The 22,422-nt window shown below is 42.2% G+C and carries 20 protein-coding genes; 14 read left to right on the top strand and 6 right to left on the bottom strand.

What is annotated here, in order from left to right; genetic code table 11:
* Nucleotides 1-40: 40 nt before the first annotated feature.
* Entirely contained in the window at nucleotides 41-1,174 is a 1,134-nt protein-coding gene (locus POV27_RS00655) for a PAS domain-containing sensor histidine kinase (protein WP_272860793.1), read from the top strand.
* Between the two features lie 25 nt (nucleotides 1,175-1,199).
* Nucleotides 1,200-1,625 carry a response regulator gene (locus POV27_RS00650; protein ID WP_272860792.1) on the top strand — a complete coding sequence of 142 codons (426 nt, stop codon included), beginning with the start codon at nucleotides 1,200-1,202 and terminating at the stop codon, nucleotides 1,623-1,625.
* On the opposite strand, the gene POV27_RS00645 is transcribed toward POV27_RS00650, so the two are convergent.
* The 5 genes from POV27_RS00645 to POV27_RS00625 all read right to left on the bottom strand — a co-directional run bounded on the left by POV27_RS00645 (nucleotide 1,622) and on the right by POV27_RS00625 (nucleotide 7,411).
* The gene (locus POV27_RS00645) at nucleotides 1,622-2,206 is read right to left on the bottom strand and encodes a lipoprotein signal peptidase (RefSeq protein ID WP_272860791.1); all 585 of its coding nucleotides are present in this window, start codon (nucleotides 2,204-2,206) and stop codon (nucleotides 1,622-1,624) included. The two genes, POV27_RS00650 and POV27_RS00645, sit on opposite strands and share 4 nt — an antisense overlap.
* A gap of 33 nt (nucleotides 2,207-2,239) precedes the next feature.
* A complete protein-coding gene (locus tag POV27_RS00640) occupies nucleotides 2,240-2,854 on the bottom strand; it encodes a DUF4097 family beta strand repeat-containing protein (protein ID WP_272860790.1) in 615 nt (204 codons plus the stop codon).
* Nucleotides 2,855-2,920: 66 nt separating this feature from the next.
* Entirely contained in the window at nucleotides 2,921-3,304 is a 384-nt protein-coding gene (locus POV27_RS00635) for a TraR/DksA family transcriptional regulator (RefSeq protein WP_272860789.1), read from the bottom strand.
* Nucleotide 3,305: 1 nt separating this feature from the next.
* Nucleotides 3,306-6,710 (bottom strand): isoleucine--tRNA ligase, encoded by a 3,405-nt coding sequence (gene ileS, locus POV27_RS00630; RefSeq protein ID WP_272860788.1) that lies wholly within the window; start codon nucleotides 6,708-6,710, stop codon nucleotides 3,306-3,308.
* 158 nt (nucleotides 6,711-6,868) lie between these two features.
* Nucleotides 6,869-7,411: a hypothetical protein gene (locus POV27_RS00625; protein WP_272860787.1), complete on the bottom strand. Its 543-nt coding sequence runs from the start codon at nucleotides 7,409-7,411 to the stop codon at nucleotides 6,869-6,871.
* A gap of 128 nt (nucleotides 7,412-7,539) precedes the next feature.
* Here POV27_RS00625 and POV27_RS00620 point away from each other — a divergent pair, with 128 nt between their 5' ends.
* From POV27_RS00620 to POV27_RS00610, 3 genes are read left to right on the top strand one after another with little or no spacing between them, the layout of a single operon-like run.
* A complete protein-coding gene (locus tag POV27_RS00620; RefSeq protein ID WP_272860786.1) occupies nucleotides 7,540-8,454 on the top strand; it encodes a DUF6268 family outer membrane beta-barrel protein in 915 nt (304 codons plus the stop codon).
* Between the two features lie 11 nt (nucleotides 8,455-8,465).
* Nucleotides 8,466-8,816, top strand: coding sequence for a DNA gyrase inhibitor YacG (locus POV27_RS00615; RefSeq protein WP_272860785.1), 351 nt, complete (start codon nucleotides 8,466-8,468; stop codon nucleotides 8,814-8,816).
* A gap of 1 nt (nucleotide 8,817) precedes the next feature.
* Nucleotides 8,818-9,513, top strand: a complete 696-nt coding sequence (locus tag POV27_RS00610) for a hypothetical protein (protein WP_272860784.1) — start codon at nucleotides 8,818-8,820, stop codon at nucleotides 9,511-9,513.
* Here POV27_RS00610 and POV27_RS00605 read toward each other — a convergent pair whose 3' ends face one another.
* A complete protein-coding gene (locus tag POV27_RS00605; protein ID WP_272860783.1) occupies nucleotides 9,514-9,978 on the bottom strand; it encodes a CBS domain-containing protein in 465 nt (154 codons plus the stop codon).
* A 139-nt stretch (nucleotides 9,979-10,117) separates the two neighbouring features.
* Here POV27_RS00605 and POV27_RS00600 point away from each other — a divergent pair, with 139 nt between their 5' ends.
* The 9 genes from POV27_RS00600 to POV27_RS00560 all read left to right on the top strand — a co-directional run bounded on the left by POV27_RS00600 (nucleotide 10,118) and on the right by POV27_RS00560 (nucleotide 22,397).
* Nucleotides 10,118-12,463: a M20/M25/M40 family metallo-hydrolase gene (locus POV27_RS00600; RefSeq protein ID WP_272860782.1), complete on the top strand. Its 2,346-nt coding sequence runs from the start codon at nucleotides 10,118-10,120 to the stop codon at nucleotides 12,461-12,463.
* Nucleotides 12,464-13,267 (top strand): NAD(P)-binding domain-containing protein, encoded by an 804-nt coding sequence (locus tag POV27_RS00595; RefSeq protein WP_272860781.1) that lies wholly within the window; start codon nucleotides 12,464-12,466, stop codon nucleotides 13,265-13,267. It begins immediately after the preceding gene.
* Nucleotides 13,268-13,317: 50 nt separating this feature from the next.
* A complete protein-coding gene (locus POV27_RS00590; protein ID WP_272860780.1) occupies nucleotides 13,318-16,416 on the top strand; it encodes a VPS10 domain-containing protein in 3,099 nt (1,032 codons plus the stop codon).
* 18 nt (nucleotides 16,417-16,434) lie between these two features.
* Entirely contained in the window at nucleotides 16,435-16,980 is a 546-nt protein-coding gene (locus tag POV27_RS00585) for a CopD family protein (protein WP_272860779.1), read from the top strand.
* A gap of 65 nt (nucleotides 16,981-17,045) precedes the next feature.
* Entirely contained in the window at nucleotides 17,046-18,500 is a 1,455-nt protein-coding gene (locus tag POV27_RS00580; protein ID WP_272860778.1) for a sensor histidine kinase, read from the top strand.
* Nucleotides 18,501-18,584: 84 nt separating this feature from the next.
* Entirely contained in the window at nucleotides 18,585-19,367 is a 783-nt protein-coding gene (locus POV27_RS00575) for an enoyl-CoA hydratase/isomerase family protein (protein ID WP_272860777.1), read from the top strand.
* 110 nt (nucleotides 19,368-19,477) lie between these two features.
* Nucleotides 19,478-20,710: an amidohydrolase family protein gene (locus POV27_RS00570; RefSeq protein WP_272860776.1), complete on the top strand. Its 1,233-nt coding sequence runs from the start codon at nucleotides 19,478-19,480 to the stop codon at nucleotides 20,708-20,710.
* A gap of 190 nt (nucleotides 20,711-20,900) precedes the next feature.
* The gene (locus POV27_RS00565; RefSeq protein ID WP_272860775.1) at nucleotides 20,901-21,239 is read left to right on the top strand and encodes a hypothetical protein; all 339 of its coding nucleotides are present in this window, start codon (nucleotides 20,901-20,903) and stop codon (nucleotides 21,237-21,239) included.
* Between the two features lie 48 nt (nucleotides 21,240-21,287).
* Nucleotides 21,288-22,397 (top strand): PA0069 family radical SAM protein, encoded by a 1,110-nt coding sequence (locus POV27_RS00560; RefSeq protein ID WP_272860774.1) that lies wholly within the window; start codon nucleotides 21,288-21,290, stop codon nucleotides 22,395-22,397.
* Nucleotides 22,398-22,422 lie beyond the last annotated feature (25 nt).

The raw sequence follows: 22,422 nt of genomic DNA, 5'->3' as shown, positions 1-22,422 counted from the left end.
ACTATATTACGGCCCCCAAATTGACAAAACCATTATGTTTTTGACCCATAAGAAGAAAAATAAGGGACAAGAGAATGAGGATACTTCCAGCAGTGAGACAGAGCGTCCTTATGGCAACTTTTACTATAAAGACGTTGCCGAATTAACAGGTGCCGGTGGATGGACTGTTCTTTTTAATGAAAAGAAAAGTTTTCTGGATCCGCAGGCCCGAAAAATCCTTGAAACCCCCGAGGATTATCGCCCTTCCCTTAGAACAGCATTAGATTTCTATTCTGATGAATACAAAGCCAGAGCGGCCGAGGCATTTATGGCCTGTAGCATGGGTACTCCCTTTAATGCTACTGTGAAAATGCTCAGGTACAATAAGCAAGAATTTTGGGCCAAAGCCGTAGGTAGACCCATTTACGGTGAAAACAACGAAATCGTAGGAATACAAGGGGTTTTTCAGGATATAGACGAGGAAAAATTGAAGGAATTAAGTTTGGAAACCTCTGTAAAGGTGATCGAATCCCAAAATTCCCGACTGTTTAATTTCGCGCATATCGTTTCGCATAACCTACGGTCGCATGCGAGCAATTTGAGTCTCACTTTGGACCTATTGAAGTCCATCGATGATGCTACGGAAGAGGAAGAGCTTAAATCCAGTCTCTATCAAATTTCGGAAAGCCTAAACGAGACCATTAATCACCTTAATGAAATTGTTACGGCCCAAGCACAATCGTTGGACGATAGAAGACTACTGAATTTTGATCATGTACTGCAAAGTACCTTGAGTTCCATTAGCCGAATGATCGAGGACACGCAAACAGAAATTTATTCGGACTTCTCTGAAGTACCCGAAATACGATACATCCCCTCCTATATGGAGAGTATTTTCCTAAATCTTATTACCAACGCCATTAAATACCGACACCCCGATAGATCCCCAGTGATCGACATCTGTAGTTATTATGAAGATGAGAGGGTATGTCTTATGGTAAAGGACAATGGCTTGGGTATTGATCTGGAAAAACACGGGAATGACCTATTTAATATGTACCAAACCTTCCACACCGGAAAAGAGTCGGTAGGAATTGGTCTATTTATAACGAAAAATCAAATTGAAACCCTGCAAGGAAGCATTCATGTAGAAAGTAAAGTGGACGAAGGAACCACATTTAAAATTACCTTTTAACAAACCAACAAAAACCGCCCACATTTTGACAAACCTATCCCCAACCCCGATAAAACTAGCGTGCATTATCGATGATGATGACGTCTATATCAACTTGATAAAGAAAGTGATCAACATTCGAAAGCTGTCTGAAAATCTGCTCATTTTCAAAAATGGTCGAGAGGCGCTTCGTTATTTCACTCCCATTATTCAGGAAGAAGATGATAAAGTGTTCCCAGAAATCATTCTATTGGACCTCAATATGCCCGTCATGGACGGATGGAGGTTCTTGGAAGAATTCACCAAAATAAAAACAGGAAAGGACGTAAAAACCACCTTATACATTGTGAGTTCATCCATAAATCCTTTGGATTTGGAACGCGCCAAAGAATTCTCCCTAGTAACGGATTATCTAGTAAAGCCAGTAGATTTAGACGAGTTTGAAGCTATTTTCGTAAAAAGTAGCGCTTAAGCCTCCGTTTCCTGTACCGGAGCTTCTGATATCTCTTCCTGAACTTTTTTAGGAAATGCCCTTCTATTGAATACAATTAGGATCCCAACCCCAGTGCTTATGGCAGCATCGGCAATATTGAAAACGGGTGGGAAGAATGAAAAGGCGAACATATCCACTACTTTTCCGTGAAACCATTTCCCGTATCCCTGCTCGGGGAACATACGGGCTACCTGCCCCATACTGTCTTCGAAAATAACCCCATAAAAAACAGAGTCGATGATATTTCCGAAAGCACCGGCAAAAATAAAGGCCAAGGCAAAGGTTAATATGGCAGGGGCTTTCTTGCGTACGGTATCGAACAACCAGTAGCCAATTCCTGCTATAGCAAACAAGCGAAAGATAGAAAGTGCCAACTTACCGTATTGCCCAGGGATTTCTACACCCCAAGCCATTCCTGGATTTTCTACAAAATTGATATCGAACCAACTGAAAATCTCAAAACCTTCCCCTAACATGAAATTGGTTTTGATATAAATCTTCAATGCTTGATCGGCAAGCAGAATTAAAATAACAATAAGTAGGGCCTTTCGTAATGACATAGTTCGATGTAATTGCGCAAAAATAAAGAATAATTATTGGCTGGGCTTCAAAATTACATCTCCATTAACACTTTGGGCAGTTACCTCGTACCAACCTGTCTTTGGAAGTGAATTATTTACCTTCCCGCGCTGCGAATGGGCTGTTCCCATTACCCCTGCTTCGGCAGTCACATGAATGAATCCGTTCCGGGAATTGAGCTGTGCATTACCCAAAAAATCTTGAAGCGTACAATTTCCATTATTCAGACCCGTATAAAGGTTCTCGAAAAATCCCGTGGCCTGCACAGAAGCGATAAAGGAACTCACAAAGACCGATAGATTCTCAGGTATGATGAGGGTCATTTCTATAGAAATTACCTTATGTGCCGCCAATTTGTCATTGGCCCCTTCAAAATATGGGGTATACCCGGTCTTAACGCGTAATACACCTTCCTTTTCTTCTACCGAAAGCACCACATTTTCATAGTTTTCACCTTCTACCAAGGTCTTGATCTCTATGGTTTCGGTGTCTTTGGCCTCCAATTTTATAAGAAATACCTGATCACTTGTAATTTCAAGCTTCTTAATCCCTTCTGCATCCAAAGATCGCTGGATGACCTTTTGGGCTTTGCCTGGGAGGGCAAGAAATACCACGAATATTAGGAGCAAGTAATTTTTCATAAAAAAAGCCCCACTAGGTAGGGCCATTAATTAAGTGATATTTGTAAGAAGTGCCTACTTCTGCATGTTCTTAGCCTCAATGCTCAAGGTAGCATGGGGAACCAATTTAAGTCGCTCGGGATTAATTAATTTTCCGGTTACACGGCAAATCCCGTAGGTTTTGTTTTCAATTCTAATCAAGGCATTTTTAAGATCCCGGATAAACTTTTCCTGACGGATCGCCAATTGCGAAGAGGTTTCCTTGCTCATTACCTCACTTCCTTCATCGAAAGCCTTGAAGGTAGGCGAGGTATCGTCGGTACCATTATTACTATCGTTTTTATAGGCACTCTCTATAAGATGCAATTGCTCTGTTGCCTTTTCAATTTTTTCTTGAATAAGGACTCTGAATTCCTCAAGTTCCTTATCACTGTATCGATTCTTAACTTCTTGAGCCATATCAATTATGTTTTTTAATGCTTAATCGGGTTGCAATGTCATCGAAAGCAATTTCCGTTCCATCTCCTACTTCCGCTTCAAATTGCAATACCTCGGTTAAGGTTTCTTGTTTAATGTAAGCTATGTTCTGCTCTACGGCAGGTTTCAGGTTTTTGTCTTCTTGAACGATGATCTCTACTCGGTCGGTAACTTCGAAACCAGAATCCTTCCTAAGGTTCTGAATTCGGTTCACCAACTCTCTCGCAATCCCTTCGTTCCTAAGCTCATCGGTAATGGTAACATCCAATGCAACCGTTATTCCACTGGCGTTGGCCACTAACCAACCTTCTATGTCCTGCGAGCTAATTAGTACCTCATCGAGGCTTAATGTAACATTTTTTTCGTTAAACAAAATAGAAATTTTCCCGTCTTTTTCAAATCTAGAGATCTCTTCTTGTCCAAACGAACTGATTTCCTGCGCAATAGACTTCATGTCTTTTCCAAAACGAGGTCCCAATTTCTTGAAATCCGGTTTTATCTGTTTTACCAAAATTCCAGATCCTTCATCGATCAATTCGATCTCCTTCACATTTACCTCGCTCTTTATAAGATCGGAAACCGCTAGTATCTCTTCCCTTTCGGATGCTTCCAGTACAGGAATCATGATTTTCTGAAGCGGCTGTCGCACCTTAATCTTCTCGCGCTGTCGTAACGATAAAACAAGTGAGCTTATTGTCTGTGCCCGCTGCATTTTTCGCTCCAACTCCTTATCGATATGTGTCGTGTCGGCCACCGGAAAGTTACTTAGGTGTACCGAATTGGGTGCTTCGTGTATTACACCAGCCGTTAAGTCCCTGTACAAACGGTCCATAAAGAACGGTGCCACCGGTGCTCCCAATTGGGCCACAGTCACCAAACAGGTATATAAGGTCTGATAGGCACTGATTTTGTCTTCGCCATAACTTCCCTTCCAGTAACGTCTTCTACTTAAACGAACAAACCAGTTACTTAGGTTCTCCTGAACAAATTCTGAAATAGCACGTGTCGCTCGTGTAGGCTCATAGTCGCCATAGGCTTCATCTACTTTCTGAATCAAAGTGTTCAATTCGGAAAGTATCCAGCGGTCGATTTCCGGACGCTTTTCCATAGGGATATCGGCCTCTTCATAGTTGAAATCGTCCAAATTGGCATACAAACTGAAGAAACTGTACGTATTGTAAAGGGTTCCGAAGAACTTGTTACGTACCTCCGCGATTCCGTCGCTATCAAACTTTAAGTTGTCCCATGGATTGGCATTGCTTATCATATACCAACGTGTTGCATCGGGACCGTACTGAGCCAACGTATCAAATGGATCTACAGCATTCCCCAAGCGTTTGGACATTTTTTGTCCGTTCTTGTCCAATACCAATCCGTTAGATACCACATTCTTGTAGGCTACATCGTCGAAAATCATAGTCGCAATCGCGTGTAGGGTATAGAACCATCCACGGGTCTGATCTACCCCTTCGGCAATGAAATCGGCCTTTCTCCAGGTATCTTCAACCTTTTCCTTGTTTTCGAACGGATAATGCCATTGTGCATAGGGCATGGAACCACTATCGAACCAAACATCAATTAGATCGGCTTCCCTTTTCATGGGTTTTCCAGAAGGGGACACCAATACGATCTGGTCTACAATGTTTTTATGCAGATCGACCTTGTCGTAGTTATCTTCAGAAAAATCACCTACCACAAAATCTTCAAAAATATCCTTGTCCATGTGACCCGCCGCCACCGACTTCGCCATTTCTGCCTTCAGCTCTTCCACAGAACCAATACAGATTTCTTCATTTCTGTCTTCTGTACGCCAGATAGGCAATGGAATTCCCCAATAACGCGAACGGGAAAGGTTCCAATCGTTGGCATTGGCCAACCAGTTACCAAAACGACCTTCTCCAGTTGCCTTGGGCTTCCAGTTGATGGTTTCGTTCAATTCGTGCATACGATCCCGGAAGGAAGTCACCTTAATGAACCACGAATCCAAAGGATAGTACAGGATGGGTTTATCGGTTCTCCAACAGTTTGGGTAACTGTGCACGTATTTTTCGACCTTAAAGGCTTTATTTTCTATTTTCAGCTTGATAGCAAGCTCAACATCCACGCTCTTTTCAGGCGCTTCGCCATCATCATAGTATTCATTCTTCACATACTTACCTCCAAATTCGCCCATTTCGGGTCGAAAACGTCCTTGAAGGTCTACCAATGGCACTAAATTGTCATTTTCGTCTTTCACCAACATCGGAGGAACTTCCGGTACGGCTTCCTTGGCTACCTTGGCATCGTCTGCACCAAAGGTAGGAGCGGTATGAACGATTCCTGTACCATCTTCGGTCGTAACGAAATCACCAGAAATAACACGGAAGGCATTTTCCGGGTTCTCATAGGGCTGAGCGAAAGGCAATAACTGTTCGTAGCGAATGTCTACCAGATCGGCTCCTTTAAATTCCTTCACGATCGCGTAAGGAATCTTCTTGTTCCCTTGTTCATATGCATCGAATGCCGATTCTTCTTCAGCCAATTCGTATTTTCCAGTCAGCTGCTTTCCAACCAAATTCTTGGCCAATACCACATGGATAGGCTCGAAGGTATATTGGTTAAACGTCTTAACCAGTACGTAGTCTATTTTAGGACCTACGGTAAGGGCTGTGTTACTTGGTAGGGTCCAAGGTGTGGTCGTCCAAGCCAAGATATGCACATCGCCATATCCTTGAAGGAACTCGGGCAAGGTATCTACTAAGGTTTTAAACTGTGCCACAACCGTGGTATCGGTTACATCTTGATAGGTTCCCGGTTGGTTCAACTCATGCGAACTTAATCCTGTACCTGCCTTTGGGGAATATGGCTGGATGGTATATCCTTTATACAACAAGTCTTTGTTGTAGATCTGCTTAAGCAACCACCATACGGTTTCCATGTATTTGGACTTGTAGGTGATGTAAGGATCGTCCATATCTACCCAATACCCATAGCTTTCGGTCACTTTGTTCCAAACATCGGTGTAGCGCATCACTGCTTTTCTACAAGCCGCGTTGTACTCTTCAACGGATATTTTCTTACCAATATCTTCTTTGGTGATCCCCAATTCCTTCTCCACTCCCAACTCTATAGGAAGTCCGTGAGTATCCCATCCTGCTTTTCGATCTACCTTATACCCTTTTTGGGTTTTATAGCGGCAAAATATATCCTTAATGGCCCTTGCCATTACGTGGTGAATACCGGGCAATCCATTAGCAGATGGAGGCCCTTCAAAAAACACATAAGGTTCGCTTCCTTCACGAATGGAAATACTCTGCTCGAAAATGTTTTCACGTTTCCAAAAGTCGAGTAGCTCCTCTCCCAGTTTAGGAAGGTCTAAGCCTTTGTATTCCTTAAATTTTGTGCTCATAGGGCCTTGTTTTTTAATAAGGGTGCGAATTTACGGAATTTTTGCACAAAAACCCCACTCATAGAGCGACTTGGCAGTAGAATTTAACCCAAAATTAAAGGGACATAAAAAAGCGCCATGATAAGTTAACCATGGCGCCATCTATATTTAAGTGAAAATTATTGTCTGTCGAAAAGGATTTCGCCCGTTAATTCGTACGATTCTCCAGTGGTAGAGTTACTGTTTATATCTGTATATCCTATCCCAAATGCTGTACGTGAAAATGCAGTCACATCATAGGTGTCACTTTCGTTGAAACCATCTCTTACATAGTTAAGCGTAATGGTTTCTGCTGTAGCGTTCAAAGTATAAGTCCCCGAATAATTCTCGATGATGATCGCAGTATTTATTAACGGAGCTTCTCCGGCTACTGTGATGGTCTCTGTAATACGATACTGTACATCAATGGTAAAATTTCCGTCGGCGTCGAAGGTTGTGGTTCCTTGAAATGTATCTCCAACCGTGTTTGTATTGGAATCGATTGGCACACCGTTAATTACGTACGTCTCATCTACATTTTCAATGTAAGAATTCATTATGTAGGTAGCCGCTAGGTTTTCTCTATTCAACAGAAAGGTATCGTCCCCTCCATCATCGTCCTTTTTACAACTTACCACCGTAAGAGCAAGAGTTAAGAGTAATAGTAATTTTTTAATGTTCATAAGTAGTAGATTTTGGGTAAAGATACTTTGTTTTTGAATGTTGCTCTTTGTGCGAAATCAAATAATTTCCCCAAGTTACTAACACAATTTTCTATCTTTAGCTCAACTAACGACCAAGAACATTTACATTGAAAAGACTACTCCTTCTTGCGCTGCTGCTAACCAATTGCTTGTACGCACAAAACTATGTGGACCTGTTGAAAGTGGGCTACGGCCAAACCTTTAACAATGATTTTGAAGGTACCGACAATAGTACAGAAACAAAAACATTTGAAGTCGACCTTACCTTTCCCGTAGTCCTTAATGACAACCATGCCATCATTACGGGGGGGCTCTTCAGCCGAAATAACCTTCAATTATTCCCAGAAGCGGAATTTACAAGTCTTTACAGCAGCACCTTGAAAATAGGATGGGCAGCCACTTGGGATGAAAAATGGAGTACGACGTTAGTAGCGCTTCCCAAAATTGCTTCGGATTATGAAGATATTGATGGAGATGACTTCTATTTTGGGGGTATTGCCCTGTTGAAATACCAGAAAAAGGAAAACCTGATCTATCGATTTGGACTATATGCTTCTTCCGAGGCCTTTGGGGTATTTAGCACTCCTATTTTTGGATGGTACTACCTAAGTCCTAATTCCCAATTCGAAATGGATGTATCTCTTCCCGTTTCGGCCGATATTAACTATACCCAAGGTATTTTTACCTATGGTGTAGACTATATTGGGATTGGGCGCAGTTTCAACATCGATGGCAATAATTCTAACACCTATGCCGACCTCAGCTCTTTGGAGTTTGCCTCCTACTTACAGTTCAATGCGTTGGATAAAAGTATTTTGCTGCGTGCCAAATTAGGATACTCCAGCAATGATTTCGAAATATACCAACAAGGGGAGAAAATAGATTTGGGTGTAGCAGCTTTTAGTTTTGGGGATGACAGAACGCAATTGAATCCAACTATACAAGGAGGATTCTTTTTGCGATTTGAAGCCATCTATCGCTTCAACCTTCCCCAAAAGGAAACCGATCCCGAAAAATTATAATAGTTTTGGATATGGAAAAGCTTTGTCCAGAATGTGGGGAGAAAATCATTGGGCGTGCCGATAAGAAATTTTGCAGCGATGCCTGTCGCAATGCACACAACAATGCACTTAACAAGGATACCAAAAACATCATCCGAACGACCAATAATCGCCTTCGGAAAAACCATCGTATCCTAGAAAACTTAAACACCAAGGCCAAAACCAAAGTGACCAAGGCTACCTTGTCGAAACATGGTTTTTTATTCGATTACTTCACAGGAATGTACACCACCAAAAAAGGCGATGTATACTTCTACGTATATGATCAAGGGTATTTGGCGTTGGACAATAATTATTATTTGCTCGTAAAAAGGGAGTTTTAATATGGTTATAGCAAACAGCATTTTCGATAGTCCATGGGTTGCTGTGACAGTGGTATTGTTGGTCATTGGTGGTTTTGCATATGGTTACTTTTTTAGCAAAAAGATTGTCCTATTGAGGGAAATGAGAAAGTCCAAATCCCAAACCATTGGGCGTGCACAAGAAGGCAAATACACAAAGATCGTAGGAAAGGCCAAACATGTTACGGAACCCATGTTAGCACCCATAAGTAAACGTCCTTGTATTTTTTATCATATTACGGTCATACAAGGAAGTGGTAAGAACCGAAGGACCATCATTGACGATATGCAGGTTCAGGATTTCTTTATCGAAAAAGATGGGGAAATGGCCATGGTGAAAATGGATCAACCGCCTACGTTTAGGAATGTTGTTTTGGTCGAAGACCATCAGTATGATTCCGGTATCTTCAAAAATCCATCAGAGCATGTGGAGAAGTATCTTAACAAGCACGGCAAGGATAGCAAGTATTGGTTGGGATTCAACAAAGATTTAAAATATTGGGAAGGCATCATAGGAATCGATGAAATCATAGCAGTAAAGGGAATTGCAGAATGGAAATCCCTTAAAAACCCTATAGAAGGGTATCATTATTCCAAAATATTGAGCTTGCGAGGCAGTAAGGACAAAAAATTGCTCATTACTGACCACAAAAGGGCCTTAAAGGATCCCAAGTCTTAGTTACTTCCAACTATTCCCTTTTAACTGAAGGGCCGCTTTCAACACATCTTTTTGGCTAATAAGCCCCACCAGTTTTCCGTCACTTACAATGGGAAACCGCCTTCTTCGTGAAGTAAGGAACCGATCGGCCGCATCGAACACATTCATGTCACCATCTATGGTTTCCACTTCTTTGGCCATGTGCTCCTCAACTTTTACGTCTTCCATGGGCTGATTGTAATAACGGCTGTTGCTAATTTGTTTCATACAGTCCCCTTCGGAAATAATCCCGATCAATTCATTTTTTTCATTCACCACAGGACCTCCCGAGATCTTCTTCTTAATAAGGGTATTCATTACCTCCATCACGCTTTGGTCGGGCCGAAACGTAATGAGGTTGGTGCTCATATAGTCCGAAACCTTGATGTTTTCTGAAGAACCTTTAGAGGGTTTGGCCCTTCTTCCGATATAACTTTTAATTCCCATGTTTTTAGGTTTTTATCTTCTTAAAGATAGCAAAAAATGTGGATTGGAGAAATCGGTTTCGGTTGAAAATGAGGCCCGAAAAATCCGAATTTAACATTTGCTCAATTATGCTTACTTTTAGGAAAACAAAGCCAATTTAATGAAACGACAACTCGCCTTTCCATCCCTTCTCCTTCTTTTAGCCCTTACGTACTATAGTTTTTTTAGCCTCATGCCCAGAAAAGCAGTTCCTGCTTCGGCACCGGAAACGGAATTCTCGGCAGAACGTGCCTTAGTCCCTTTGCGCGAAATTTCTAAAGCACCCCACTTCATTGGAAATGATGAACACGCAAGGGTTCGGGAATACCTGAAGCAACAGCTGGAGGACCTAGGACTATCCGACGTACAAACACAGGACGGTTATATCTATAACGACTGGGGCGGCTTGGTAAGACCCATTAACCTTATGGGGCGTATTAAAGGGACCCTACCCGGAAATTCGTTGCTCATCTTTGCGCATTACGATAGTGCCCTTACCCCATCCTTTGGTGCTAGCGATGCTGGAAGTGGGGTGGTGACTATTTTGGAGAGTGTGAGAGCTTATATGGCCAATGGGGTGCAGCCTAAAAATGATATTATCGTACTGTTTACCGATGCGGAGGAAATTGGATTGGACGGGGCCGATCTGTTCGTGAACAATCACCCATGGGCCAAAGACATTCGATTGGCACTTAATTTTGAAGCTAGGGGAAGTGGTGGCCCCAGTAACATGATTCTGGAAAGCAATCAAGGGAACCACAATATCATTCAATCGTTTATCGATGCCGATGTGCGATTCCCAGTGGCCTCTTCCCTCATGTATAGCATTTACAAAATGCTGCCCAACGATACCGATTCGACCGTGCTGCGCGAAGATGCCGATATCGATGGTTTGTTCTTTGCCTTTATAGACGATCATTTCGACTATCATACGGCCAATGACAATTTCGAAAATCTAGATAGGAATACCCTGCAGCATCAGGGGAGTTATTTGCTTCCACTGCTACATCATTACGCCGATGCCGACCTTTCCAATTTAAAAAGCGATCAGGATGACGTTTATGTAAACCTTCCTTTCGTGAACATGATTAGCTATCCTTTTTCGTGGATTCTACCCATGCTGCTGTTGGCGGCTATCGGATTTATCGTTTTGATCTATTTGGGATTGAAAAACGGAAAGCTGGAAGCAAAGGAAATAGGAAAAGGGTTTGGAGCTCTTTTAACTTCCCTCATCGTTTGTGGGCTCATCGGATTTTTTGGATGGACACTGTTGCTGAAAATCTATCCCCAGTATCAAGAAATAGATCACGGCTTCACCTATAATGGTCATACCTACATTGCCTTCTTCGTGGTATTGTCGTTGGCCATTACCTTTATGGTGTATCGCAGATTTAAAATAAAGAACATAGCAAGCGCTTATATTGCTCCGCTCTTCCTTTGGCTGCTCATTAATACCGTAGTTTTCCTTGTTATTAAAGGGGGAGCTTACTTTATTATTCCCGTGTTCTTCGGATTGCTAGCCTTGTGGATATTGACCCGTCAGGAAAAACCCAATCTACTTTTAATGGCACTTATAAGTGCTCCGGCCATTTTCGTATTTGCGCCACTCATTCAGTTTTTCCCGGTAGGGCTTGGACTCGAAATGCTTGCGATTAGCTGCGTATTTACAGTATTGCTTTTCGGTCTGGTCTACAATGTAGTAGGATTTTACCGTGGAAAACGATTGTTTTCTATCTTCTTCTTCATTCTAGCATTCGGGTTTTTCATCAGCGCCCATTTTGAAAGTAGCTTTAGTGAAGAAAGACAGCAACCTACCAGTTTGTTGTACTACCAAAATGCCAATGAAGGGAAAGCCCATTGGGTTACTTACGATAACAATCCTGGCGAATGGGTGAAGGGGTATCTAGGCGAATCGCCCGAGGAAGCTTCCAAATATGTGGTAAGCTCTTCCGGCAGTAAGTACAACACAGGATATACCTACGCTGCACCGGCTCCGCTTATCAATGTTCCGCAATTCGATATCCGATTGGAAAAGGATACCATTATCGATAATAACAAAGAAGTAACATTCACCCTGCTTCCTAAAAGGGATGTTCATATTTTGCGATTGTATGCAGATTCTACGGTAGTGTTCAATTCACTGGCGTATAATGGCATGCAAGTTCCTGCAGATAGTACCGGAGCCATTCCAAGAGTAAGAAGTAATAATTTCCTAATGCATTATAATGTGTCGGAAAGTGATTCCCTAGAGGTTTCCTATTCTTTGCCAATCGATGTAGAGCCCAACTTTAGTGTGCTGGAATACTCCTTAGACCTCACAGAAAATCCGCTCTTTACCATTAATAAAAGACCGGCGCATACCATGCCGTTACCTTTTGTAACAACCGATGCGGTTATCGTAAAAAAAGATATAGATTTGAAGGCGCTTAGAGCGGTTAATGATACTATAGTAGAACTATTACCTTAAATGAACAAACAGATCGCGATTGCAGGAATGGGATGGTTGGGATTGCCCTTGGCACATCGCCTCAAAATTCTGGGTTATAACGTAAAGGGTAGTGTCTCTTCCCAAGAAAAGGCAAATGACCTACGCAACAGTGGATGGGACGTCTTTCCTATCATGATTTCTGAAGATGGTGTCGCTGGATCTGTCAATGAATTTTTAAGCGAGGTCAAAGATATTATCATCATGATTCCGTCTGGACTTCGGCGAAATACGGGTTCCGATTATGTTTTGAAAATGTCTCATTTTCTTTCGGAAATAGAAGCTTCGGAAATAGAAAATATCATCTTCGTTAGTAGCACTTCGGTCTATGGTGATGCACAAGGAAAGGTGACCGAAAAGGACTTGCCCAAACCCGAAAATGAAGCAGGGCGGCAATTGCTGCAAGTAGAGCAGCTTTTCTTTACTTCCAGTTGCCCTACCAGTATCGTCCGTTTTGGTGGATTGTATGGAGGAAGCCGACAACCCGCTCGTTATTTGGCAGGCCGTGAAAACCTGAGTAATGGAAATGCCCCCGTGAATCTAATTCACCGTGATGACTGTATTTCCATCCTGATCGAAATTGTGAAGCAACAGGCCTACGGACACATCTTTAATGCCGTTCATCCAAGTCATCCGGCCAAATCTTCCTATTACATTCAAAAAACCAAGGATTTGGGATTGGAGCCTCCTTCCTTCGAAAAAGAAGAAGCGGCTACTTCTTTCAAACAAGTAGATTCTGTGCATCTTAAACCCCATTTGGATTTTAGCTTTTCGGAGGAGCTGTAAGATTTTCCAATTATAGTTATCTTTAGGAGTCCAATTTTTAAACCATCCTAATGAAACGCTATTCCATTCCCTCTTTGCTATTTCTTTTTTCTTTTTTGGCAACCCTTCCTTCCCTAGAAGCACAAACCTATGATGAAAGCCTGTACGATGCCTTGGAGTATCGTTTGGTAGGACCTTTCCGTGGTGGTCGAAGTGCAGCCGTAACCGGAGTTCCCAACAAGCCCAATCTTTTTTATTTTGGTGCGACTGGTGGAGGAATCTGGAGAACCAAAGACGGAGGAAGAACTTGGGAAAATATTAGCGACGGATTCTTTGGAGGGTCCATTGGAGCCATCGAAGTGGCCGAAAGCGATCCCAATGTCATTTATGTGGGAGGTGGAGAAAAGACAGTGCGAGGAAATGTTTCGTCAGGATACGGGATTTGGAAATCTGAAAATGCCGGAAAAACTTGGACGCAAAGCGGCTTGGAAAAAGGGCGGCATATTCCCAGAATAGCGATTCACCCCAAAGACCACGATATTGTCTATGCAGCAGTATTGGGAAATATCTACAAGCCTACGCAGGAAAGAGGCGTCTATAAGAGTATTGACGGTGGAAAAACATGGCGGAAAACCCTGTTTTCCAATGAAAATGCAGGAGCCGTAGATTTGGCTATGGATCCTAACAATCCGAGGATTCTATATGCTTCCACTTGGAATGTACGTCGTACGCCCTATAGTCTAAGCAGTGGTGGTGACGGTTCTGCACTTTGGAAAAGTACGGACAGTGGGGAAACTTGGGAAGAGATTTCAAAAAACAAAGGGTTTCCTACAGATACCCTAGGGATTATTGGTGTTACCGTTTCTCCCGTAAACAGCGAACGTGTTTGGGCCATTGTTGAAAACAAAGACAAGGGAGGCGTGTATCGAAGCGATGATGGAGGAGAAACTTGGACTCAAGTAAATAGCGAACGAAAGCTACGCCAAAGAGCGTGGTACTATACCCGTATTTATGCCGACACCAAAGACGTAGATGTGGTATATGTACTGAATGTACGCTACCACAAAAGCACAGACGGCGGCAAAACATACAAAACCTATAATGCCCCGCATGGCGACCATCATGACTTGTGGATCGCTCCCGAAAATCCCAACAGAATGGTGATTGGAGATGATGGTGGCGCACAGGTAACCTACGATGGTGGCGAAACATGGAGTACGTATCGCAATCAGCCCACTTCACAATTTTATCGGGTTACGACGGACAATGCTTTTCCATATCGTATTTATGCGGCCCAACAGGACAATAGTACCATCCGAATTCCCCATCGTACCGAAGGCCGGGACATTGATGAGGACGATTGGGAAAGCACTGCGGGAGGTGAAAGTGCCCATATCGCCATAGACCCTGAAGACAATGATATTGTCTACGGTGGAAGTTACGATGGCTTCCTTACTCGATACAATCACAAGAAAAAAACCATTCGCAGTATTAGCGTATGGCCGGACAATCCCATGGGACACGGAGCAGAAGAAATGAAGTACCGCTTTCAATGGAACTTCCCCATTTTCTTCTCCCCTCACGATCCCAATAAGTTGTACACGGCTTCCAACCATTTGCATGCAAGTACCAACGAAGGACAAAGCTGGGAGGTGATCAGTCCAGATCTTACCCGCAACGATCCTTCGAAATTAGGCCCTTCGGGAGGACCCATAACTAAGGATAATACTTCGGTAGAATACTATTGTACCATTTTCGCTGCTTCCGAAAGCCCCGTTACCCCGGGATTGTTATGGGTGGGTAGCGACGATGGTTTAATTCATGTTTCCAGGAATGGTGGCCAGAACTGGGATAATGTAACTCCTTCGGGTATGCCGGAATGGATGATGATAAACAGCATTGAACCCTCTCGATTCGATGCAGGAACCTGTTATGTAGCAGGAACCAAATATAAAACCGGGGACTTCACACCTTACCTTTACAAAACCACCGATTACGGTAAAACTTGGAAACGAATTACCAATGGCATCGCACCGGAGCACTTTACACGTGTTCTAAGGGAAGATCCTGCCAAGAAGGGATTATTATATGCCGGTACGGAAACGGGGATGTACATTTCCTTTAACGATGGAGCAAATTGGCAACCCTTTCAGTTAAATCTACCTATCGTTCCCATTACCGATTTGGCGTTAAAGGACAACAACCTTATTGTCGCTACACAAGGGCGTAGCCTTTGGATTATTGATGACCTCACAGTATTGCATCAATTAAGTGATGCCCAAGGAAAAGCAAATTATTTGTTCAAACCCAAAGAAACTTATCGTTTGCGTGGAGGTAGTAGAAAAGGTTCGCTCACCACGGGAACCAACCACCCAGCAGGGGTTATTACCTATTTCAATTTAGAGGATCCTAAAGATAAGGAGGTGAAATTGAGTTTCCTGAATGCCAAAAACGACACCATAAAAACATTCAGTACCAAGAGCAAAGACAACAAACTTACGGTAGAAGAGGGTACCAATAAATTTGCTTGGGACACTCGCGGTAAAGGTGCCGAAAGACTCAAGGGCATGATACTTTGGTGGGCCAGTACCAATGCTCCCAAGGCAGTGCCAGGCGAATACAAAGTGGTACTACAAGTGGATGATGAGGTACAATCGCAATCGTTTACCATTTCCCCAAACAAGAATGGAGAAGCTAGCATAGCGGAAATGCAGCTTCAGTATGATTTCATTACAGACATTAACGAAACAGTGGATCACGCCCATAAATCCATCAAAAAGATACGCAAGATCAAAGATCAATTGGATGCCTTTCAGAAGCAATACAAAGGGAATGATGCTGTAAAAGACCTTTTGGAAAAAGCCAAGACCTTGAGCGAGCAATTTTCAGAAATTGAGAAAACCTTATATCAAACCAAAAACAGAAGCGGACAGGATCCATTGAATTTCCCCATTCGACTTACCAATAAGTTGGCACACCTCAACAGTCTGGTAGGTATGGGTGATTTCCCACCTACCGAACAGGACATTGCGGTGAAAAATGAATTGACACAAAAGATCAACATTGAGCTGGTAAAATTCGACAATCTGGTATCGAAAGAAGTAGCAGCATTCAATACGGCATTCAATGCATTGAATTTAAACTATCTCTTTATAGAAGAAGATAAGTAAGCGTATCTTTGTGGCCCTATGGAATACAATTACATAAAATCCCTGCATCTCATTTTTGTGATTACTTGGTTTGCAGGACTGTTTTACATAGTGCGCCTATTTGTGTACCAAATTGAGGCCTTTCATAAACCTTCCCCAGAAAAAGAAATCCTAGGGAATCAGCTAAAGATCATGGCCAAACGTCTATGGTTTATCATTTCGTGGCCCTCTATGATTTTGAGCATTTTCTTTGCAGTGTGGTTACTCTACATACGTCCATTCTACATTAGCGATGCTTGGATGCAGGTAAAACTAGGGTTTGTTGTATTGCTTATCATTTATCACATAAAATGCCATATCATTTATAAGCAGCTCCAGCAGGATGTGGTGAAGCATTCCTCCAATTTTATGCGGTTATTCAACGAAGGGGCTACCATTATTCTATTTGCTGTGGTTTTCTTGGTGATTTTGAAAAACGCCATTAATTGGATTTACGGCGTATTAGGTATTGTTGCCTTTAGTGTACTCATCATGCTCGGCTTCCGATTTTACAAACGAATTCGGGAAAAAAACAATTCAAAGTAAAATATTGAAAGGGCGTTTTAACGTTTGGTTCAATTATTGCTATCTTCAGAATCAAATTTAACCCTATGGGATTGTTGAAATCGTTGCGCTTCCGAATCTTCCTATCCATGCTCCTTCTTGTGCTCACTGCATCCATCCTTATTGCGGTGGTGACTGTGTATCAATATCGCGAAGAGGCACAAGATTATCACAGAGAGCGTTTGTTGCGAAAGGAAACAGCCATTACCAAGAATATTGAATATGTGCTAAAGAATACCACCTATCCCATAGAAACGGAGAACATTCCCCTTATTTTCAAAAACAAAATCTACGAGATTAAGGATGTGAACGGACTGGAAATTTATTTCTATGACCTCGAAGGAAAATTACTGAAATCGTCCCGAGCCTCCTTCCTTAAAGACACTTCGCATGCTCGGGTTCCCAAGGAGATTCTAGGCAATCTGGAAAACTCCGCCGAGAAAAGGCATCTTATCGAATTCATGGAAGATGGGCAGAAATACCAATCGTCCTACTTCTACATTACCGACCCCTCCTTTAAACCTTTGGCCATCCTTAATTTGCCTTATATTGAAGATGATGATCTCATTAATAAAGAGCTAAAGGAAAGCCTCACGAGAATGGGAATTGCCTATCTCGTTACCCTATTCTTTGCCATTGCCCTAGCCTATTTCCTTTCCAAATACATTACCCGGTCTTTGAATCAGGTGAGTGAGAAAATTACCGAAACACGATTGGATAAAAGGAACAAAAAGATCGAGTTGGACTCTAATACTACCCAGGAAATTTCCAACTTGGTATTGGCCTATAACGGCATGATCGATGAACTGGAAAGCAGTGCCGCCCAATTGGCAGCAAGCGAACGGGAAGCAGCTTGGCGCGAAATGGCAAAGCAGGTGGCACATGAAATCAAAAATCCGTTGACTCCAATGCGTTTAACGGTGCAAAGTTTCTTACGTAAATTCGATCCGAATGACGAGAATATCAACGAAAAGGTGGACGAGTATAGTAATACCTTGATTCAACAAATCGATACGATGAGTTCTATCGCCTCGGCATTCTCTACCTATGCCGATATGCCTGCCCAACAGGATGAAACCTTGAATATCGTTCGGATTACGAAGTTGGCCATAGAGATTTTTAATGAAGATTATATCTATTTCTTTTCTGAAGAGGATGAGATCATTTCTAAATTCGATCGTACACAATTAATTCGTGTGGTGACTAATTTGGTAAAAAACAGCATACAGGCCATTGAGCAAAAACGTCCAGAAAACCCTAGAATAGACGTTACTGTTTCTACCTCCAAAAGTGCCACCCACATTACGGTGCGAGACAATGGTATTGGTATTTCGGAAATGAACAAAGACAAAGTCTTCGAACCTAAATTCACCACCAAATCCAGTGGAATGGGATTGGGGCTTGCTATGGTAAAAAACATCGTTGAAACCTATGGCGGTAGCATTACTTTTACCTCTCAAGAAGAAGAGGGAACTTCTTTTGTGGTAGCCATCCCAAAATAGAGCGGCAATTCCGTTTTTGGTTTTGAAAAGGGCGCATCTTTGGCTAACTTGCAGCCCGAAACCTGACCCCCAAAAGCGTGTACGATGGATTACGAGAATATTTTATGTGATTTTAACGAAGGTGTTACTACCATAACCATTAACAGACCTTCCAAATTAAATGCCCTAAACAAGGTAACGATCAAAGAACTTCACGAGGCTTTTAAAGAAGCCGACAAGGATGATGATACCAAGGTAATCATCATTACGGGTAGTGGAGAAAAGGCCTTTGTTGCAGGTGCAGATATTAGCGAGTTTGCCGATTATTCTGTTTCTCAAGGAGAGCGATTGGCCGCTCAAGGACAAGCGCTTTTGTTCGACTTTGTGGCGCATTTAGGCACTCCAGTGATTGCCGCTGTTAACGGTTTTGCCCTTGGGGGTGGCCTAGAACTAGCCATGTCGGCCCATTTCAGAATCGCTAGTGATAATGCTAAAATGGGATTGCCCGAAGTTTCCTTGGGAGTTATTCCAGGGTATGGAGGTACGCAGCGACTGCCTCAACTAGTTGGTAAAGGGCGTGCTATGGAAATGATCATGACCGCAGGTATGGTTTCCGCAGAGGATGCTTTATCCTATGGTTTGGTAAACCACGTGGTTTCTCAAGAAGAATTGCTTCCACTGGCTCAAAAAATTGCAGGAAAAATCAAGAAGAACTCTTCGGTAGCGGTAGCTGCTGCCATCAATTCGGTGAATGCCGGTTTCGAAGATGGAGAGAATGGTTTTGACACCGAAATCACCGAATTTGGTAAATGTTTTGGTACGGCAGACTTCAAAGAAGGGACCCAAGCCTTTTTGGAAAAACGCAAGCCAGAGTTCCCAGGGAAATAGGTTCTTAAACAAGAACTTCCACCTAAAAGGTCAAAGATTATAAAAACTAACTGGATTTAAAGTTGGCCTATCTACTTTGGATGTTGTCCTTATAAAAACAGCATCGTATAATGAAAGCACACTTTTATCTACTAATCGCGGCACTGGTCTTTATTGGTATAAATTCTTGTGAGAGTCCCGACAATCCATCCATCATATTACGTGATGCAACCATAATTGATATTCGGGATGGACAATTAACGACCACTTCGTTGTTAATTGAAGACAGCTTAATTAAAGAAATTGGAAACTTTAGTCTATTAGCAAAAGGCAATCCAGCGCAAGTTATAGACTGCAAGGGAAAGTATATGATTCCCGGTTTAATTGACGTGCATACCCATATTTCCGAACATAAAAATCCAATTCCCAAACTTGATCGGTTTTTATTGAACGGGATCACCGGCATTCGCGATATGGGAGGTGTTGTAGATACTGTTACTTATGCCAAAGACCTAATTGTGAATGGAAACATCAAAGGGCCCAACATCTACTATGCAGGCGTCACCTTAGATGGCCCACAAAGCAATGATCCCTTCCACATAAAAATTCATGACACTACCGATCTAAAAGAACTTGCTCTTGGTCTAAAAAATAAAGGGATCCATTTTTTCAAGGTGCACAATTATTTCCCGAAGGATCGACTCCTAGAACTAAAGGAATTGAGCAATGAATTTGGATTGAAAATTGCCGGTCATATTCCAGTTACGATAGGACCCATGGAATTGGAATTTTATGGAATTGATTGTGTAGAACATATGAATAGCCTGATAAGCGGTTTGGTCTTAAAGGAATCCAACGGGATTGAAGATATTACCACGGCCCTAACTACTTTAGATTCCACCTATGTTTCAAAATTATCTCGATACTATGTAGAAAATAATATTGCGATAACACCAACACTATACACGCTCGAAGATATGTACTCCCACCTAGAAAATGAAGCGTCACGCGCTACGGGAATGCGAATGATGGCTCATTTTTATGAAATTACTCGCTGGATGAATCAAAATGATGTAGTACTATTATCGGGATCTGATATGGGACCGATTAACGATACCACACTTGATGGATTGCACAAGGAATTAGAAATGATGGTAAAGTCAGGCCTTTCTCCATTAGACGCCTTAAAAACAGCAACCATTAATCCATCCCAGTATTTAAATATTGACAATGAATATGGTTCCATAGAAGCTAATAAAAAGGCCGATCTCGTTATTCTAAATAGTAATCCGTTGGAGAACATCTCTAACACAAGAGACATACACATTGTAATAAAGGATGGCGAATTATTCAGGGAATCGTAATCGGATTTTAAAAAAACGCAAGCCCGAATTCCCAGGGAAATAAATATCCATAAAAATACTGCTCTTAATTCCTGAAAATCTTCAACTTTTCGGTGTGGCTTCTATTGGAAGCTTCTGGGGATAACTGTACTTTCACATCGCCTAACTATTTGTTTCAAAAAAAGCCAATTATGAACGAACCTTTACACTGATGCTCATTACCGTTATCTTCTCATCAGGCAACGATGACCCTATTTCGAACGATTTCGAAGTTCACGATAAAGAAATACCCACCCAGTTGATCTCACAGATTACGATGAATTTTGTTCAGAACCCTTCCATGAGCAAAACACCGAGTATTTCTTACGAGGGTAAAGGCGATGCATCGGCCAAGACCGATCCTTTTGACCTTCCCGAATTGCTTTCCTTTCACTACTTTGAAAGGTCGGACTTCATAAATGCGTTGCAATACAACAACTACCCCATTTTTGCAGAATTCGCTTCAACTTCTTGGGCAGATAGTGAAACTATTGCTTACGACTGGGACTAAAATAATACAATTTAGGATTTATTCCAAATACTATTGGAAATATTCCAAATGATGATTACCTTTGAAGGAGTCAATACCTTCAGAGTAATTATGCCCAAATCCATCAAAGGCCGTGGCGCCCAGAAAAGAGTACACAACCGCTTTTTCGAGTTGGAGCACGAGGTATTGGATGAGTTTCTCAACTTTTGCGAACTGGAAGGTGAAGTAGCCGACAAAAACAGAACGCAGTATATCGATGTGTTCCCTAAAACCTTTGTAAACAAGGTCACGAGCCCAGACATTGGAATGATGTATTCTGCCAACCCCTATCAAGGATGCGAGCATGGATGCATTTACTGTTATGCAAGAAATACACATGAATATTGGGGGTATGGTGCTGGAGTCGATTTTGAACGCAACATACTTGTAAAGAAGAACGCCCCATCGCTTTTGGAAAAGAAAATCACCGGTAAAAACTGGATGGGGGACACCATTGTGTTTTCAGGAAACACAGATTGTTATCAGCCCATTGAGCGCAGGTTGGAAATCACTCGAAACTGTTTGGAAGTCATGCTAAAATGGCGAAATCCAACAGGCATCATTACCAAAAACTCGCTCATATTACGGGATCTAGATCTTTTAAAGGAAATGGCCCAACTTAATACGATAGGTGTCAATATTTCCATCACTTCCTTGTCCGAAGAAACCCGAAGAATGTTGGAACCCAGAACCGCCAGCATCAAAAACCGATTGAAGGCGGTAGAGATACTTTCTGCTCATGATATTCCGGTAAATGTTATGATTGCGCCCATTATTCCTTCGTTGAATAGTCATGAAATCCTTCCGCTCATTAAGAAAGTAGCTTCTCTGGGTGCCCAAAGTGTTGCCCATACCATCGTTCGACTGAATGGTCAGATAGGTGAGATTTTCGAGGATTGGGCCCGAAAAAAACTGCCGGATCGAGCGGACAGAATGTTACATCAAATAGCGGAATGTCATGGCGGAAAAGTAAATGATAGCGAATGGGGTCGCCGCATTAGCGGAGAGGGAATTATTGCTAAACAAATCGCCGATACGGTGCGATTGGGTAGGTCGAAATACCTTAAAGGAAGGAAAATGCCCGCTCTAGACAATACCCATTATCTTGATCTTAAGAATCCACAAAGGACACTCTTTTAGAAAATTCCCAAAAATGATAAGAGTG

The sequence above is a fragment of the Aureisphaera galaxeae genome (assembly GCF_028561275.1).
In the GTDB taxonomy this organism is placed as follows: domain Bacteria; phylum Bacteroidota; class Bacteroidia; order Flavobacteriales; family Flavobacteriaceae; genus Aureisphaera; species Aureisphaera galaxeae.
This window is presented reverse-complemented; position numbering and strand designations above follow the sequence as displayed.